The organism is Akkermansia sp. GGCC_0220 (genome assembly GCF_017566105.1).
Lineage (GTDB): Bacteria > Verrucomicrobiota > Verrucomicrobiia > Verrucomicrobiales > Akkermansiaceae > Akkermansia > Akkermansia massiliensis.
Genome location: NZ_JABFCI010000007.1, coordinates 107,963 through 124,482, shown reverse-complemented (window position 1 = coordinate 124,482; position 16,520 = coordinate 107,963). Strand labels below are relative to the sequence as shown.

At 59.4% G+C, this 16,520-nt stretch carries 12 protein-coding genes; 6 read left to right on the top strand and 6 right to left on the bottom strand.

The window, feature by feature from the left end; genetic code table 11:
- Positions 1-77 precede the first annotated feature (77 nt).
- Together HJW02_RS07080 and HJW02_RS07075 are read right to left on the bottom strand one after the other, a co-directional pair.
- Positions 78-830, bottom strand: a complete 753-nt coding sequence (locus tag HJW02_RS07080) for a GNAT family N-acetyltransferase (RefSeq protein ID WP_102721412.1) — start codon at positions 828-830, stop codon at positions 78-80.
- A 232-nt stretch (positions 831-1,062) separates the two neighbouring features.
- The gene (locus tag HJW02_RS07075; protein WP_102721411.1) at positions 1,063-3,435 is read right to left on the bottom strand and encodes a glycoside hydrolase family 95 protein; all 2,373 of its coding nucleotides are present in this window, start codon (positions 3,433-3,435) and stop codon (positions 1,063-1,065) included.
- Between the two features lie 94 nt (positions 3,436-3,529).
- Here HJW02_RS07075 and eboE point away from each other — a divergent pair, with 94 nt between their 5' ends.
- The gene (gene eboE / locus HJW02_RS07070; RefSeq protein WP_102721410.1) at positions 3,530-4,795 is read left to right on the top strand and encodes a metabolite traffic protein EboE; all 1,266 of its coding nucleotides are present in this window, start codon (positions 3,530-3,532) and stop codon (positions 4,793-4,795) included.
- Positions 4,796-4,798: 3 nt separating this feature from the next.
- Positions 4,799-5,749, top strand: coding sequence for a M28 family peptidase (locus HJW02_RS07065; RefSeq protein ID WP_102721409.1), 951 nt, complete (start codon positions 4,799-4,801; stop codon positions 5,747-5,749).
- A 23-nt stretch (positions 5,750-5,772) separates the two neighbouring features.
- Here HJW02_RS07065 and HJW02_RS07060 read toward each other — a convergent pair whose 3' ends face one another.
- Complete coding sequence (locus HJW02_RS07060; RefSeq protein WP_102721408.1) at positions 5,773-6,927, bottom strand: MFS transporter; 1,155 nt, start codon at positions 6,925-6,927, stop codon at positions 5,773-5,775.
- Between the two features lie 150 nt (positions 6,928-7,077).
- The gene (gene rpoN / locus HJW02_RS07055) at positions 7,078-8,475 is read right to left on the bottom strand and encodes an RNA polymerase factor sigma-54 (protein ID WP_102721407.1); all 1,398 of its coding nucleotides are present in this window, start codon (positions 8,473-8,475) and stop codon (positions 7,078-7,080) included.
- 142 nt (positions 8,476-8,617) lie between these two features.
- Here rpoN and HJW02_RS07050 point away from each other — a divergent pair, with 142 nt between their 5' ends.
- The 4 genes from HJW02_RS07050 to HJW02_RS07035 all read left to right on the top strand — a co-directional run bounded on the left by HJW02_RS07050 (position 8,618) and on the right by HJW02_RS07035 (position 14,312).
- Positions 8,618-9,337, top strand: coding sequence for a GDSL-type esterase/lipase family protein (locus HJW02_RS07050; protein ID WP_102721406.1), 720 nt, complete (start codon positions 8,618-8,620; stop codon positions 9,335-9,337).
- A gap of 798 nt (positions 9,338-10,135) precedes the next feature.
- Positions 10,136-10,729 (top strand): manganese efflux pump, encoded by a 594-nt coding sequence (locus HJW02_RS07045; protein ID WP_208050617.1) that lies wholly within the window; start codon positions 10,136-10,138, stop codon positions 10,727-10,729.
- A gap of 110 nt (positions 10,730-10,839) precedes the next feature.
- On the top strand, positions 10,840-13,068 hold the full coding sequence (locus tag HJW02_RS07040) for a discoidin domain-containing protein (protein WP_180971781.1): 2,229 nt from the start codon (positions 10,840-10,842) through the stop codon (positions 13,066-13,068).
- A 26-nt stretch (positions 13,069-13,094) separates the two neighbouring features.
- Positions 13,095-14,312, top strand: coding sequence for a hypothetical protein (locus tag HJW02_RS07035; protein ID WP_102721403.1), 1,218 nt, complete (start codon positions 13,095-13,097; stop codon positions 14,310-14,312).
- Between the two features lie 126 nt (positions 14,313-14,438).
- On the opposite strand, the gene HJW02_RS07030 is transcribed toward HJW02_RS07035, so the two are convergent.
- Both HJW02_RS07030 and HJW02_RS07025 read right to left on the bottom strand, forming a co-directional pair.
- The gene (locus tag HJW02_RS07030) at positions 14,439-15,818 is read right to left on the bottom strand and encodes a replication-associated recombination protein A (RefSeq protein WP_180971780.1); all 1,380 of its coding nucleotides are present in this window, start codon (positions 15,816-15,818) and stop codon (positions 14,439-14,441) included.
- Positions 15,819-15,911: 93 nt separating this feature from the next.
- Complete coding sequence (locus HJW02_RS07025; RefSeq protein ID WP_102721402.1) at positions 15,912-16,307, bottom strand: hypothetical protein; 396 nt, start codon at positions 16,305-16,307, stop codon at positions 15,912-15,914.
- Positions 16,308-16,520 lie beyond the last annotated feature (213 nt).

The window sequence follows — 16,520 nt, the reverse complement described above, 5'->3', positions numbered from 1 at the left end:
GCAGGAAAGGAAGAATGCCTTGCACCCGGAAGGTACAACCACACAGCCTGAATAATTTATGAAAGCGCCGACTCAACTCATTTCCTGAGGATTCTCTTTAGATTGGCAATGTCCAATAACAAATTCACCGTTTCAAAATTCCCCTTGTAAAACACGCCCCAGTTATTGAAGACGCAGGGCAATTCCTTTGCTTTTTGCAGCGTATCCACCCTGATGAGAGATACCGGAACATCGTTCTCTCCACAGTACCGTTTTATGATCTCAATGTTTTGATGCACAAAGGGGCATTGCATATCATAATAAATTGTCAGCTCCCGGCTCTCAATTCTCCCCTTTTTGGCATTCGGCGCAAACCTCGGCGTTGTGCCGTCAAAGGAAAGAGCAAGCAGTTCATAGCCATGGCTGGCAGCATCCACCGCCTCAAAGCCGAACTTCTTCGCGAAGGATTGATCGGCAAGCCAGGCTTTTTGTTTTTCAGCTCCGAGCATGCAAACACCGGATTTGCCCTTTTCCCTGGCATCAGCCAGACAATATTCCATCAGCAATTTTCCATACCCTTTCCCCTTGTAGCTGCCGGAAACCCACAAGCAATATATATAATAGTAGTTGTCCCCAAGGATGGGAACCCAGGCCGTCTCCAGAGGGGCATATTCAATAAAAACCACTCCCTTGGCATTTAACTTTCTAAAGACGTGGCCTTCCCTGATCCGGCCGGAAAGCCATTGCCGCTTTGCTTCAACGCCCGGATGGGGGGCCCGGCTGCGGATAATGCAGCATAAATGTTCACTGGCCAGATTGTCCGCCGTTAAATTGATAAAATCCGTATTCAAAGGCGCATCTTCCATTCTACTAATTTTAATATCCGCCTGCGGAAATGTCAAAAACTCATTCCGTGCCCCGACTTCCCGTTGCAGGCACAAGCCCTTTTGTTCATCCGGGCATCAGCGGGCGCATTACTCCCTTGGCAAATGGGGCGCATTACAACAGAAACAAGGCTGTACCTGCTGAAAAACAGCTGTAACTGCGTGAGAGACATCGGTCCTGAACCGTTCTGAAGATTCCTCAACTGCCCCTGACGGGCGTCTCCGGCGTCAGTTCATACGTCTTTTCCGTGCCATTGGCGGCCACCCGGACGGATTGCGCCATCGGGGAGGAAAGGCGGAACTGCGTTACCCTGCCGTCCTTCCAGTCCATGTCCACGGTAATGTTGCCGCGGGCTTTCAGTCCGCGCACGCTCCCGTTTTTCCAGGCTTCCGGCAGGGCCGGCAGAAGATGCAGGCGGCCGGTGCGGGACTGGAGCAGCATTTCAGCAAAACCGGCCACGATGCCCATGGTCCCGTCCACCTGCATGGGCGGATGCGTGGTGAACAGGCTGTCCATCATGCTGTGGCGCATCATGCCCCGAATCATCTCATAAGCCTTTTCCCCGTCCAGAAAACGCGCCCAGAGGCTGGCGCGCCACGCCCAGGTCCAGGAACGGCGGGAATCCCCCGTGGTTCCGCGCGCCAGCAGGGATTTGCGGGCGGCTTCCGCCCATTCCGGCGTCTTTTCCGGGTTGATCCGGCTGCCGGGATAAACGGCAAACAGGTGGGAGGTGTGCCGGTGGCGCGGGTCCCAGGAGCCGCCCGGCTTGCGGGCGATCATCCATTCCAGCAGCAGGCCGTCCTCCCCCACCCTGGGACCGGCCAGAAGGTCTCTCTTGGCGGTCAGTTCCTTTCTCCAGGCGGCGTCCACGCCCAGGGTTTCCGCGGCCTGTACGGTATCATTGAACAATTCCCACACGATCTGCTGGTCATGCGCGCAGCCGTCCTCCCTGGGGCCGTGTTCCGGGGACCAGCCCATCGGAGCCACCAGCGTTCCTTCCTTCACGTCCTTCAACTCCCGGGAGATTATTTCCGGCGTCACCTTCCTGTCCTCCGTCCGGAAATTGCTTCCTCCCGCGTGCAGGGGCTTGAGCTGGCTTTCCCAGAAACGGCAGATTTCCTTCATCATCGGGTAAGCCGTCGTTTTCAGATACTCCCTGTCCATCGTGAACAGGTAGCGTTCCCACAGATGCAGGGCGTACCACGCGGAAGCGGGCTTGTTCCATTTAAATCCCTGGCCCCCGTAAATGTTCTGGGCCGTCCTGGACGTCCAGCCCGGAGCGGGCTTGCCGCCAGCCGTCCTGAACTCTTTCTCCTCCCGGGTGATTTTACGCGCGGCGGGCGCCATTTCCCGGATGTAATCCACCAGCGGGTCATAACATTCCGCCAGGTTGGAGGGGAGCACTCCCCAGTAGCACATCTGGATGTTGATATTATTGTGGTAGTCGGAATCCCACGGCGGAATCAGGCTGTAATTCCACAGGCCCTGGAGGTTGGCGGGCAGATTCCCCGGCTGGGAGGAGGAAAGGATGACGTAGCGGCCGAAGTTGAACACCAGTTCCTCCAGATCGGGATCACGGGCGTCCCTTCCGGCGTCCACCGCCTGCCTGTACCTCTTCAGCCTCTCGTTGACGGGGAGTTCCGCCGTGGCGTCCTCCGTCTCTCCCAGGTCCAGGGAAACGCGGTGGTAAAGCTTGCCGTAGGCGCCCCGGTGGGCGGCTTTCAGCTGCTCCGGAGCCGCCTTGAGCGCACGGGCCAGAACGGCTTCATTCCTCTTGCGGGGCGGCTCCCCCTTCCAGTTCCGGGAAGCGTCCAGCACGTAATCCGTAGCCAGAGAAACCAGCACGCGGCAGGAATCAGCCTGCCGGACGGTGATGGAGCCGCCGTCAGCCGTGACACTTCCACCCCTGGGAAGAACGGCAATGCGTGCCTCATAGGTCAATCCGTTTTTCAGGGAACCCTGCATCAGAATCATTCCCCTGCCCCCTCCGGCCGTGGCCGTAATCCTGTCCTGAGGATGCAAGGTCGCCAGGCGGAAGGAGGCTTCCACGGAACGGGGCCTGTCCCCCTGCACCGTCATGGAAACCACCTGGTGCGGAACGCTGGCGAAATACTCCCTCCGGTAACGGACTCCCCCGGAGTTGTAGGACACGGAGGCCAGCGCCTCCGCCACATCCAGCGTCCTTTTATAATCCTGCACGTTCTCTGCTGCCGGATACGTGATTTCCAGCGTGCCGAACGGCTGGTAGGATCCGAATTTGACGGAATCCGGCCCCTTGTCCTTGACTTCCGCACTGCAAAAACCTCCGGACCACATGCTGATTTCCGTCAGCTCCAGGCGGTCCTTTTCCACGCCTCCGTAAATGAGCGCTCCTATTCTTCCGTTGCCGATCGGCGTGGCGTCCTTCGCCCAGGAGTTGTCCCCGGTTCCCTTCTGGGGCCGCGTCTCCTTCCATTCCGCCGGACGGCTGAACCGGATCAGGGAGGATTTCCAGGCCGTTGATTCCTCCGCCGCGCGCAGGACGTTCCCGTGGAACAGAACACCAAGAAGGAGAAAGAAGAACGGACGCATTACGGAAAGATACTACCATATATCCGGAGCCTTTTCAAAGCCATTCTTTCCGCCGGAAAGGACGCTTCCGGATGACGCCAAAAGCCGCAATTCCATGAAATTTTTCCTCACTGCGGAACCGTATGTAGGCTTGAGGAACGCCCCATGCGCACGCATCTTCCACTATTTTCCCCCGGAGTGGAACGCCGTTCCCCAAACCAGCACATACTGCCCCGCCATGCTTTCCTACTGCACCAACATCCATCCCGCCGAATCCTGGGCGGAAACCCGGGAAGCCCTCCAGACCCACGTTCCCCGCATCCGGCAGGAACTGGCCGCACTGAATTCCCCCCTGAAGGACCGCCCCCTGGGCATCGGCCTGCGCCTGTCCGCCAGGGCGGCAGCGGAACTGCTGGAAACGCCGCACGCCGTGGAAGCCTTGAAATCATGGCTGGACGAACACGACGCGCGCGTGGAAACCCTCAACGGCTTTCCCTACGGGAACTTTCACGGCCAGCGGGTGAAGGAACACGTTTTCCAGCCGGACTGGACCACGCCGGAACGTTTTGAATACACCTGCAACCTCTTCCGCATCCTGGCCCGCATCGGGGATGAAAACGCAGACAGGCTGACCGTCAGCACGCTCCCCGCCTCCCACAGCTGGTTCCATGCGGAGGAGGAGCGCATGTTCTCCCGTCTGGACGCCATGAGCGGATTCCTGGACGTGCTGAGCAGGCAGACCGGACGCCTGATGCAGCTTGGGCTGGAGCCGGAGCCCTTCGGCCATTTCCACGATACGGAGGGCGCCATCCGCTTTTTCAACGGCCTGCGCAACCACTCCCGCCGCCCCGAACTCATTGAACGCCACCTGGGGCTAACGTATGACACCTGCCACTTCGCCATCCTGCGGGAGGAACCGGCAGACACCCTCTCCGCCTGGGAGGAAAACAACATCTCCCTCTGCAAGGTGCAGTTCTCCAACGCCCTGGAATGCCGCATACGCGGGGAGGAAGACCTGGAACGCCTCCGCCAGTTTGACGACGGCGTTTATTTCCACCAGACCAGCATCCTCCACCGGGGCAGAACCATGCTTTTCCCGGACCTGCCGAACGCCCTGGCCTACGGGCGGGACTACGCGGAAGAAACGCGGGATTCCCAATGGCGCATTCATTACCACATTCCCCTGTACGCCTCCCCGGAACCGCCCCTGCGGGGCACGGAGGATTTCATCCTGAAAACGCACGCCTTCCTCCGCAGCCATCCGGGCCTGAACCCCCACCTGGAGGTGGAAACCTATACGTGGAGCGTCCTGCCGGACCATCTGAAAATTCCCCTGGCCGCTCAGATTGCCCGTGAACTGCATTACGTTGAAACCCTGTAAGACATGACCCGCATTCACAAACACGCCGCCCTGACCGCCGGATTCCTGCTGCTGGCCTCCGGCCTCTCCTCCTGCACCCTCCTTCCCGCTTCCTCCTCCGGCAGCCCGGATACGCCGCGGAGCCTGGGCGCGCGCATGGAAAAGCATACGGAAGTCCTGCAAAAAGACATCGGGCCCAGAAACGCCCGGCAGCCCAAATCCATGGAAGCCGCCGCCAAATACATCGCCGGAAGCTTCTCGGACATGGGTTATGCCGTCACCTTGCAGCCCGTTTCCGGAGGGGATGTGAAAAAGGGGACTGCCATCTACAACGTCCTGGTTTACAAGCCCGGACTGTATTCCAACAACCAGAGCATCGTGGTGGGGGCCAATTACGATTCCAGCGAACGGCTCAACAACGGCAGCGGAGCGGCCCTGCTGCTGGAAACGGCCAGGGGCCTCAAGGACATTCCCACCAACCACAACATTTACTTCGTCGCGTATGCGAACGGAGCGGAACCCGCATCCGCCTCTTCAGGAGCCTCCGTCCACGCCAAAACCCTGAGCGGCAGCATCGGCGCGGCCAACATCCTGGGCATGATCAACCTGGAACCGCAGGAACTGGCCGCCGCTGCGGAGCAGAAACAGCCGGAACCGGAATCCCCGCAGGAAGCCGTGCTGTTCATGACCACGCTCCGCGGCAAGGAATTCGCGGGCCAGTGCGCCACTCCCTTCACCAAATCCTGGGAGCAGGCTCCCCCCACCTTCCACCGGGAGCCCTCCGCCATTGCGGGCAATGACCGCCATTACGCGGCGCTGGGCATCCCCACGGTCTCATGCCTGTGCAAGTACGCCATTACGGATTCCCATACGGAGGACTATGTGCACGCCCTGACGGACATGATTCACCAGGTGGCGGACAATGACGTGCCCAAACCGGAGAAAAACGCCGCGGCGGACCAGAAAAAACCCTGACGCCTCTTTCTCCCCCTCTTCTTTTACCGGGACAGCTTTCTTCTTCCGTGGCCGCCGCCCAGCATCAGCACGGGCATGAAGGAGAGCGCCACCAGCGCAATGACCATCGGCATCCAGTTGTCGGAATACCGCTGCATCAGGAAGGAGGTCAGGGAAGGCCCGGCCAGCGTGCCAATGGAGTAGCTCAGCAGCAGAAGCTGGTTCATGGTCACCAGCTCATCCCGTGAGGCCTCTTCACACCCCCAGGCCATGGCGACGGGGTACAGGGAGAAACCCGCCAGCCCCAGCGCGATCAGGGAGGGGGCCATCAGGCCGCCTTTCAGCACCAGTCCGGCACAGGCGGCCACCACCAGCAGGGACTGGCATTTCATGACGAAGGCGCGCCCGTACTTGTCCGCCAGCCGTCCCATGGGCCACTGGCCCAGAATGGCCGCGGCAATCAGCAGGGCCATCCAGTACCCCACGGAGGAGTGGTTCATGCCCTGGTGTTTCAGGAACAGGGGCATCAGGCAATAAATCGTTCCCAGCACCACGCCGGAAATAACGCACCCCACCACGCCCAGAAACACGCTGCGGCGTTTCAGCAGCGTCCGTACCTCCACATGCACGGAGGACAGGGCGCCCGCGGAATCAGACTCCAGGCGGGCAAACAGCAGGGGAATCATGCCCACTGCGGACAGAAGGCACACCTCCGTCACCACCAGGGACATGTCGCTGGGGAACCAGCCCAGGAGGAGCTGGCCCAGCACCGTTCCCAGATAATAAACCACCAGGTAGGAGGCCAGAAGAATGCCGCGGGTTTTCAGCGTTCCGGCCCTCAGCAGGGCGCTTTCCACCACCACCCAGACCAGGGCGCAGCTTATCCCCGTCAGCAGCCGGAGGCCGCTCCAGGCCAGCGCGCCGGGAAACACAAGCAGCAGCAGCGTGGACGCCGCGCATAACATGCACGCGTACTGGTAGCTACCCTTGAACCCGGCCTTGCGGATCACCCCGCCGGCCATCAGCGTGCCCGCCAGGTTCCCCAGAAAGAAAAAAGCCCCCACCAGCCCGGCCTCCCAGGTGGCGGCGTCAGACTGTTCCATCCACAGCGGAACCACCGTATTCAGAACGGCAAACGCCACCGTCTGAAAAAGAAGCCCCGCCAGCAGCAGGGCAATAGGCCAGGTAAATGTACGCATCACGATAAAGCGGGGACTATAGCACCAAAGCCGCATCAGTCAACCGCCTCTTCCGCCGGAAATAAAAACAGGGAAAGCATTCCCGCAGAACAAGACATAAATTATTGATAATAAACTATCAATAAACCATTAAAAAAATATAGTGGACTGTCATATCCCCCGGCGCAGGGAGGCGGGCAGAATCTTCATCTGCTCCCGGTACTTCGCCACCGTGCGGCGGGCGATGTTCACCCCCTGCTCCTGCAGCGCGGCGGTCAGCCTGGCGTCACTGAGGGGTTTGGAAGAATCTTCCTCTGCAATCAACCGCCGCATCAGCTCCTGAACGGCGCCGGACGCCACGGCCTCCGCGCCCGCTCCGTCCGGGGAAGCGCCCCCCTCAGCCGGAACGCCCGCGCTGAAAAAGGCCCTCAGCTCCTTCATTCCCCACTTGCACAACAGGTACTTGTCCCGGCACGCACGGGAAACCGTGGAGACATGCACGCCCATTTCCTCCGCCACCTCCTCCATGCCCATGGCCTTCAGCCGGGACGGGCCGAACCTGAAAAAATCCTTCTGCCGCCGCACAATGGCGCGGGCCAGGCGCAGCACGGTCTCCTGCCTCATGTCCAGGGCGCGCAGCAGCTCCTGCCCTTCCCGGAAGGCCTTGCGGAGGTACTGCCGGAGCTCCCGGCTGCCGGAGCTCTCCGCCATCAGCTCCATGTACCGTTCATTCATGGACAGGCGCGGCAGGTACTCGGAAGTGAGGACTACATCCAGAACCCCGGAAGGCCCTTCCTCCACGACGACGTCAGGAAGCAGATGGGGATTGCCGCCGGGAGCATAGGCGCAGCCGGGATCCGGCGTCAGGCTGCGGATCACTTCCAGAGCCTCCGCCACGGCTTCCGGCTCCACGTCCAGCAAGCGCGCGGCCTCCTCATACTTGTGCGCCGCCAGCTCCCGCCAGCAGCGTTTGACCAGGCGGAAGGCAAGCGAACGCTTCAGGCCGCGCTGCTCAAGCTGAATTAGCAGGGAATCCCTCAAATCCACCGCCCCCACGCCGGGAGGGTCCATCCCCCTCAGTACGGCCAGGGCCTCCTGCATATCCCGCATACTGAAGCACTCCCGTTCCTCCAGCTCCTCCGGGGACTCCGTCAGGAAGCCACGGTCGTCCAGGGCGTCAATCAGCAGGAACAGGGCGTCCCGGGCGCGCCCGGTCAGCGCGGAATGCTGTGCTTGGTCCATCAAATGGGTTTTCAGGGACTCCGGAGCCACCACGGACTCATACATGAAATCGCGGCGTGCGGCGGCCTCCGCGGATGGGCGGCCTTCCGGCGTAAACTCGTTCCAGCCGTCCTCCCGCTCATTCCAGGCGTCTCCGTCCGGACCGTCCTCCAGAGCTTCCGGAGAAGCGTCCGGCAATTCCTCAAGCATGGGATTGGTCTCCAGCGCGTGGCGGAGAAGCTGCTTCAATTCCAGAGCGGAGGCCTGGAGAATCTGCATCCCGGCCTGCATGGACTGGGAGGCGGCCATCTGGCGCGCCATTCCATGCTGCAGGGATACCTCACTCATACCGTCACAAGCTACACCACCCCCCGGAATCTGGCAAGGGGGAACGCCCCGGCGCAAGAGCTGCCAGCGCACAGCAGAAGCGGAAAAAGACCACAACTTTCATGTAACGTTTAAAAAAAACATGCGTATACTATGAAAGTAAATGAAAACCTTGCATGCAATTGCGTTCTCCCTCCTGGCCTCCCTCTCCATGGCGACGGCGGCCGACCTGCCGTCCCCCCTGCTCCCGTTGCCGCGGGAACAGCCCCAATGGTGGAGGCAGCAGTATGAACAGCAGGTGGAACAGGTGAAAAACAATCCCTGCGGCGTCCTTTTCCTGGGAGACTCCATCACGGACTACTGGAAAAGAGAAGGAAAACAAGTATGGGAAAAGGAATTCAAACCCTACCATCCCTGCAACTTCGGCATTTCCGGAGACCAGACCACCAACCTGATTTACCGCATCACGGATTCCGGCATACCGGCCCAGACGGAACCCAAACTCTGCATCGTCATGATCGGCACTAATAACACCGGCCATTTCAAGGCTGGGGAAGCTCCGGAAAAAACGGCCATGGGCATTCTGGGCGCCGTGGAGCATCTGCTGGTTAGGTTCCCGGACACCCACGTTCTGCTGCTGGGCATTTTCCCCCGCGGCACGGGGCCGCAGGACAAGCTGCGCCAGCACAATGACAAAATCAATGCCGTCCTGGCCCAGTGCAAACTGCCCCGCACCACCTACGCCAATATCAACAAGCGCTTTCTGGACCCCGCAGGCAAGCTCCTGCCCGGCATCAGCAGGGACAACCTGCACTTTACGGAAAAGGGTTATGCCATCTGGGCAAACGCCGTGCTGCCCTACATGAAAAAATACTGCAAGTAATCCTCTCCTTTCTTCTTCACCGCATGACGGACGGAAGAAATGTCCCTCTTCCAGCATTCAGTTTATGGAGCCGTAGCACCGGGAATATCATTAGGGGAAATTTACGGCTCCTGCAGAAACATTTTCAGTCCTTTATGCTTGAGAATTTCACTCCTCAGGATTAAATTACTTCGCTTAATACCCTTTGAAAATGAAATTTATTCTCGTTAGTGTAGCTATCTTCAACGTATTATGTGTATGTTCCGGACTTAGAGAACTGTGTTTTGATGAATGGTTCCATAGCACATTTTCTATTATATTTTCATCTATTGCTGCATTACTTTTTACCGTCTCATTCATTTTCTTAAGCAAGAAAATATGCAAGTAATCTAAAATATTGACGTTGAGTAAATTAATGAATAAACAAAATTTTTATCTATCAAGGGGAAATTCTAAAAACAGAGAACACCACGAATTTTCCCATTCTCATTATCTTCTTCATGACAATCGCTATTCCGTTGAATTACTGCACCTGGGCGTAAAAGAAACCGCCAACGCCAAATTAACTGATCCCCCGATCACGCAAAGGCTGTTATTCAGCAGTTTTTGCATTTGAAAAGAGTAATATTGCATAGGCGAATCTCCTGACGAAAAACGGAAAAGTCTCTCTACAACAGACTTCCATGCATTTGGGCAGTCCCTCATGGGGAACGTGCCGATTCTTCTCTCTCCCATGCACCCGGAACCCGGAAAAAACCGCGGGGAACAAAAAAATTGCTTTTTCCCGGGGATGTCCTAGAGTGCCTCTCCGCAATGAGCATGCCGCTTGCCGACTTGTTATTCCTGGCTTTCGCCCTGTCCGTAGACGCCTTTGTCGTGGCGTTCACCTACGGCTTGCTCATTAAGCAAAAACGTCTGGTCAACGGCATCAAGCTTTCCGTGTCCACCGGGGCGGGACAATTCCTGATGCCCGTGCTGGGTTTCCTGCTTACGGGTTCCGTCCACCAGTACATTGCCGCCTGGGACCACTGGCTGGGCTTTGCCGTGTTCACCTTTCTGGGAATCAACGTCATCAGGGAAGGCTGGAACCACCGTGATGAAGAGGAGCACATGCCCCATGTCACCAGCCTGACGCTGCCCACCCTCCTGGCCGTGGGGATTGCCACCAGCATAGACGCCCTGGTGGCGGGCGTCAGCATCTACCTCTCCTCCGCCCAGTGCGGCGCATCCCCCACCCTCCACGCCGTACTTTTCCCCGCCGCCGTCATCGGCTTCACCACCTTCCTGTGCACGGCGGCAGGCTTCTTCCTGACCCGGCGGCTGCACCGCTTCCCCACGTTCCACCTGGAAGCGGGGGCCGGGCTCATTCTCATCGGCCTGGGCGTCAAAATGCTCTGCGACCATTTGTGCTGAAAAATGCCTCGCGGCGGATGATAAAAACACTGTTCCGGCATCGTAATAAGTCGGAAAACGCACTGGCTTCCTCCCCCCTTCTTCTGCTATCCTTAAACAAGCTTTTCCACATGAATATTTCACATCTTCTTCTCTGCACCGCCCTGCTCGCCGCGCCCGTCTGCATGGCGCAGGATCTGACGGAACCTGAAACGGAAGCGCCGTCCGCCGCCAGCCAGCTTCCTGCCCCCCTGGCGCAGAAAATAGCCGCGGGCGACTTTGCCGGTCTGCAAACGGAACTCCGCTCCTCCCTCCTGAAGGCTGGAGAACAAACCAAATCGGAGCAAAAACTGCTTCAGGACAAGCAATACCGCCACCTGCTGGACATTCACGAGCTCCTGCGCGTCACGGGACCGGACAACGTGAAGGCCGTTTTCTCCAAAAGCCCGCAGGACACGGCTTTCATCAAGGCCTTTTTACAGGACCCGGCATGGATGGAACTCTACCTGGGCGCGGGCCTGATTCCGGAAAACTCCCCGGAGGGCCTTCAAATCCTTTCCGACATCTGGAAGGCGGACGGCAGGAGCGCGGACTTCCGGGACTACCAGCCCCTCGCCACCGGGCTTGCCTCCGTCTTTTCCACAGGCCCCATGGCGGGAAAACTGAAAACCAACTCCGCCAACAGCAACCCGGTGCGCCGTTACCAGATATTCAAGAAACTGCATCAGGAAAACAAGCTGCATCCCGGCTTCATCAAGCTGCGCCCGTGGGAAATGCGCTTCGTCGTGGGCCATACGTGGGACGACAAATCCTACGAATGGAGCAATGAACATGTCAACCTCCCCTGGCGGCGCTATACGGACGCCTGCTGGGCCGCCCCCTATACGGGCAACAACTTCTTCGGAGACACCATCCAGGGACCCCTCTTCTACGTGCCGTGGCGCGACGTCAACACCTCCGCGGAAAACACGCAAGTCATCGGCGGCGTCTGCGGCGGCCTCTCCTACTTCGGCACCATGGCCGCCCAGGCCCACGGCATCCCGGCCTACCCGGTGGGGCAGCCCGGCCACTGCGCCTATGCGGTGCGCGTGAAGCGCGGTGAATGGAAAGGCGGCTTCGGCGGACCGGACGGAGGCATGCACAACCACATCTTCGGCGGACAGGCCCCCACCTCCTACCTGCTGATGGAAAACGTCTTTGCGGACAACGCCAAGGCGGACCAAGCCTACCTGTGGGCCGCGCAGGCCCGCCTGGACGAAGCAGCCGGTAACAAGGACAAGGCCATCCAGGCCTGGGGGGAAGCGCTCAAGCAAACCCCGCTGCATCCGTTCTTCCGCACGGAGCTTCAGCGCCTGCTGATGGAAAAGGAAGGCATGCAGCCCATCGACTGGTACGTGTACGCCAAGGACGCCCTCTCCCACTACAAGGGGAACGGCTTTGCCGCGTTCGACATCCTGAAGGACGTGCAGAACAAGTTCCTGATGGACATCCCGTCCGAAGACCGGATCGCCTGGTTCCGGGACCTGCATGAAACCATCGCCACCACCCCCACCTCCTGGGCGGTGAAATTCCAGCCCGTGCTGGATTCCCAGTCCGCCTTCCTGACCAATCCGCAGGAAAAGGCGGCCTATCTGGAAACGGTTCTCTCCACGCACCTGAAAACGGGAGACGGCACCAACTTCGGCCAGGCGCTGGAATGGGCCGTTAAAACCTTTGTGGAAAACGGCCAGGCGGACGTCTTCTCCAACGCCTTCGCCAAGGTAGCCCAGCAGACGGGGGAAGCCGGAGCCTCCGGAAAAGCCCCCGACCCCAAGAAGCTGAAGGAAGCCTACGGCAAAGCCATCTACGCCACGGAAATGGCCCGCTCCATTCCGGCCTTCCAAACCCTGAGCAAAGCGGCCGCCTCCTTCTCTGACGCCGATACGGCTGCCAACACGGTCAATGCCGCCATCCCCCAGGGCTGGAAGCTGGTGCCCGCGGACGGCATGGTCCGGTGCTCCACCACCTGCCAGTGGGACAGCCCGTGGGACCACATCAACCTGCTGCGCCCCTGCGGCGGCTCCCAGCATACGGACAAGGAAGCGAACCCCAACGTCATTGTGGAACTGAAAAACGGCGTGGACCTGGCCGGGCTGGTAGTCACCAAGCGCAACGGCAATGAAGACCGCATGAAGAAGATGGAGGTCTCCACCTCCACGGACGGAGCCACCTGGTTCCCCCTGGCCGCCACGGAAAACATGCCCAAGGAATGGGTCATCACCGCTCCGGAAGGCACCAAGGCCAAGTGGATCAAGGTGGAAGCCAAGAACGCCCAGCCGGAATTCATGCACCTGCGCCACATCCTCGTTTACGAAAAATAACCCCTGCACCCTTTTCCATTAACGCCATGTTTCATCATCTCAACATCGTTCCCGGCCTGCTGGCCGCAGCCCTCCTCCTGTCCGCGCCCGTCCAGGCGGCCCTTCCGGCCTACAGCGCCGTGAAGGACGAGGCCAAAACCGTCAACAAATACATGATCGTCGTGTGGGCCGGAACGGACTGGTCCCCCAAGTCACGCGAAGTCACCCGCGCCGTGGAGCACCTGGCCAAAGACTCCCCGGAACCCGTCCTCTGGTGCATCCAGGACGAACGGGAGGAAATGACGGAAGAGGAAAAGAAGCTGCCCAAGCCTCCCGGTGAAATCTGGAACATCCCGGCCATCCAGGTGGTTTCCCCCGCCGGCGGCATGGTCTTCCTGTCCGAAGGCGTTTCCAAGGAAACGCTGCCCGCCGTCATGAAGCAGGCGCTGGAAGCCGTGAAACAGCAGGAAAAGGCCAATGCCCTGTGGGAAAAGGCGGACGCCTCTTCCGGCGCGAATGCGGCCCTTCTCTACGGGGAAGGCCTCCAGCAGCTTCCCCCGTACGCGGCCTCCGCCAGGAAGGACATTCTGGAAAAAATCAAGAAGGCGGACCCGGAAGACACCAGGGGCATGCACTTCAAATACACCTTCAAGCACCTGCCCTACATTGAAAAGGTGCAGCGGATGGTGGAAGACTCCGGCAAAAACGGCGGGCAGAAAGACTACAAGGCCGCCCATGCCTATGTGGACAAGCAGCTCAAAATCCCCGGCCTGACGCCCCTGCAAAAACAGCAGGTCATGGCGGCCAGATTCTGGCTCTACCGCAGCGAGGGGAAAAAGGACCAGGCGCTGAAAACCCTGGCGGACATCGCCAAAATCTCCCCCAAGACTCTGATGGGAACAGGCGCGCAGAACTACTACCGCTTCCTGACGGAACCCATCACCCTCAAGGAGCCGCGCTTCACGGGCTATGACCTGCGCCCGGAATTTACGCCCACCCGCGTCAACATCGGCAGCATGCTCAACGGCCCCGGCAACTACAAGATCACCTTCAAGATGAACAGCGGCGGCTGCAACATCCGCAATCCCCGCTTCATGAGAGGCAGTCGCGTGGTCAGCGAACTGCCCAAGGACCAGCAGGACAAAAACGGCCGGGAATTCACTCTGCGCTTCTCCGGCTCGGAAAAGCCGGACCTGGTCTTCGACTGCCAGGGCCAGGGCTGGTTTGACGCGGACTGCGACATCATCGTGACCAAGGAATCCTGATTCCCTTCTGGAAAGCGGCAGACGTACAAAACACCACAATCAGAACCTTCAGGAAGGCAGGATATTCCCGCGGGAATTCCTGCCTTCTTCTTTTTCCCGGCGGAAGACGGAAGGGAACTATCCTGTTCAGCTCTTCTTCCCGCCTTCTTTCGCTTCCTCCGCCAGCTTGCGGCGGTATTCCATGCGCTCCTTGATGCGCAGTTCCAGGCCGTTTCCGGTGGGGGTGTAGTACACGCGGCCTTCCGGCAGGTAGGCCTGGGGGACGTAATGTTCCGGGTAATCGTGGGAATACAGGTATTCCAGCCTGGCGGCGTCCGCACCGCCGGCGGCGGCCAGCTTCTTGCGCGTGGGCGTGCGGAGGTGCTCCGGCACCGCCAGCGTTTTTCCGTTGCGCACGTCATCCATGGCGGCGTTGATGCCCATGTAGGCGGAATTGCTCTTGGGGGCCGTCGCCAGGTACACGGTGGCGTGCGCCAGCGGGATGCGGGCCTCCGGCATGCCGACCATTTCCGCCGCGCGCGCCGCGTCCAGCGCCACGCGCAGGGCGTTGGAGTCCGCCAGCCCCACGTCTTCCGACGCGGCGATGACCAGCCTTCTCCCGATGAAGCGGATGTCCTCCCCGGCTTCCAGCATCATTCCCAGCCAGTACAGGGCGGCGTCCGGGTCGGAGCCGCGCATGGATTTGATGAAGGCGGAAATCGTGTCGTAATGGGAGTCACCCAAGCGGTCGTACTTGATGGCCTTGCGCTGGATGGATTCCTCCGCCACGGAGAGGTTCACATGAATAACGCCGTCTTCTCCGGCAGGGGTGGACAGAACGGCCACCTCCAGAGCCGTGATGGCCTTCCGGGCGTCTCCGTCCGCCTTGGCGGCCAGATGGTTCAGGGCTTCCTCCTCCATGTCCACGCGGAACGCGCCCAGTCCGCGCTCCGCATCCGCCAGGGCGCGTCTCAGCAGGGCGGCCAGTTCTTCCTCCGGCACTGGCTCCAGCGGAAAGACCTGGGAGCGGGACAGCAGGGGGGAGTTGATCGCAAAGTAGGGGTTCTCCGTGGTCGCGCCGATGAACCGGACCGTTCCCTTTTCCAGATGGGGGAGCAGGACATCCTGCTGCGCCTTGTTGAACCGGTGCAGCTCATCCACGAAGAGGACGGTTTTCCGCCCGTGCATGCTCATCCTCATCTGCGCCTGGGCGATTTTTTCCCGGATGTCCGCCACGTTGGATTCCACCCCGTTGAGCATCATGAAATATGCGTTTGTCGTCTGGGCGATGACGGCGGCCAGGGTGGTCTTTCCACAGCCGGGAGGCCCGTAAAAAATCAAGGAGGTGAACCGGTCCGTTTCAATCGCGCGCCTCAGCAGTTTTCCCGGCGCCAGCAGGTGCTTCTGCCCGGCCACTTCATCCAGGGAACGCGGACGCATGCGCGCGGCAAGAGGCATGGCGGAGATGTCCGATCCGGGTTCAAAGCCTTCCCGCGCCTCCGCTTCCTGTAAACTGAACAGATCCATTAAAGACACTTTACCTGGTCGGCGGAGCGGAGAAAAGGCCAATCCCCGGAATGCGGCAAGTTTCCCGCCCGGGAATGGGAGGGGAGTTCCATGTTATCCAAAAACGGACCAGCAGGAGAGCATCAGCACCATGCAGACAGGGGCAAGCACGCTGAACAGCAGCCCCGCCACCGCCAGTCCCCTGCGGTTCACCTCCCAATAGCGGAGGGAGGCTATCAGCATCCAGATGGGGAGTACTATCATGTGGATGAGCGCCAGAAGCCCCCAGCCCGCCAGCGCCAGCACGAAGAGCCAGGGTTCCGAGCCGTCCGTGTCATTGGTAGGCATCAGAAAGCCAAAGATGCGGTATACGAGCAGAAAGGAAACGAAGGCGGCAAAAGGTATCCATCCCCAGCGGGCTTCCTCCTTCCGGCGGGCCATCACCAGTTCAAGATAGGGATCATTAAACGCAGATAATTGGTTGGCAGAAGAATTTCTGTAGGGATTCATATCGTTTTTGGTCTCTATTATTAACCCTTCCTCCTGTCAATGATATTCAATGCCGGAGACTATCCTTTCCGTAGGAAGTACCGTTCTCTAACAAACATGAAATATCAACTTGCTCCAATCATCTTCTTGTAACTTCAACATACTGCCGCATTCCATAAAACATGCTTCATGATGAATGAATTTCCATTTTTCCCGGCGATTCGTCTCTCCTGC

Bases quoted from the DNA above. Each gene is read 5' to 3' on its own strand.
- HJW02_RS07050 (WP_102721406.1), top strand. From the start codon at position 8,618: ATGAAAACCTTGCATGCAATTGCGTTCTCCCTCCTGGCCTCCCTCTCC.
- HJW02_RS07030 (WP_180971780.1), bottom strand. From the start codon at position 15,818: ATGGATCTGTTCAGTTTACAGGAAGCGGAGGCGCGGGAAGGCTTTGAA.
- rpoN (WP_102721407.1), bottom strand. From the start codon at position 8,475: ATGAGTGAGGTATCCCTGCAGCATGGAATGGCGCGCCAGATGGCCGCC.
- HJW02_RS07025 (WP_102721402.1), bottom strand. From the start codon at position 16,307: ATGAATCCCTACAGAAATTCTTCTGCCAACCAATTATCTGCGTTTAAT.
- HJW02_RS07075 (WP_102721411.1), bottom strand. From the start codon at position 3,435: ATGCGTCCGTTCTTCTTTCTCCTTCTTGGTGTTCTGTTCCACGGGAAC.
- HJW02_RS07040 (WP_180971781.1), top strand. From the start codon at position 10,840: ATGAATATTTCACATCTTCTTCTCTGCACCGCCCTGCTCGCCGCGCCC.
- eboE (WP_102721410.1), top strand. From the start codon at position 3,530: ATGAAATTTTTCCTCACTGCGGAACCGTATGTAGGCTTGAGGAACGCC.
- HJW02_RS07060 (WP_102721408.1), bottom strand. From the start codon at position 6,927: ATGCGTACATTTACCTGGCCTATTGCCCTGCTGCTGGCGGGGCTTCTT.
- HJW02_RS07065 (WP_102721409.1), top strand. From the start codon at position 4,799: ATGACCCGCATTCACAAACACGCCGCCCTGACCGCCGGATTCCTGCTG.
- HJW02_RS07035 (WP_102721403.1), top strand. From the start codon at position 13,095: ATGTTTCATCATCTCAACATCGTTCCCGGCCTGCTGGCCGCAGCCCTC.
- HJW02_RS07045 (WP_208050617.1), top strand. From the start codon at position 10,136: ATGCCGCTTGCCGACTTGTTATTCCTGGCTTTCGCCCTGTCCGTAGAC.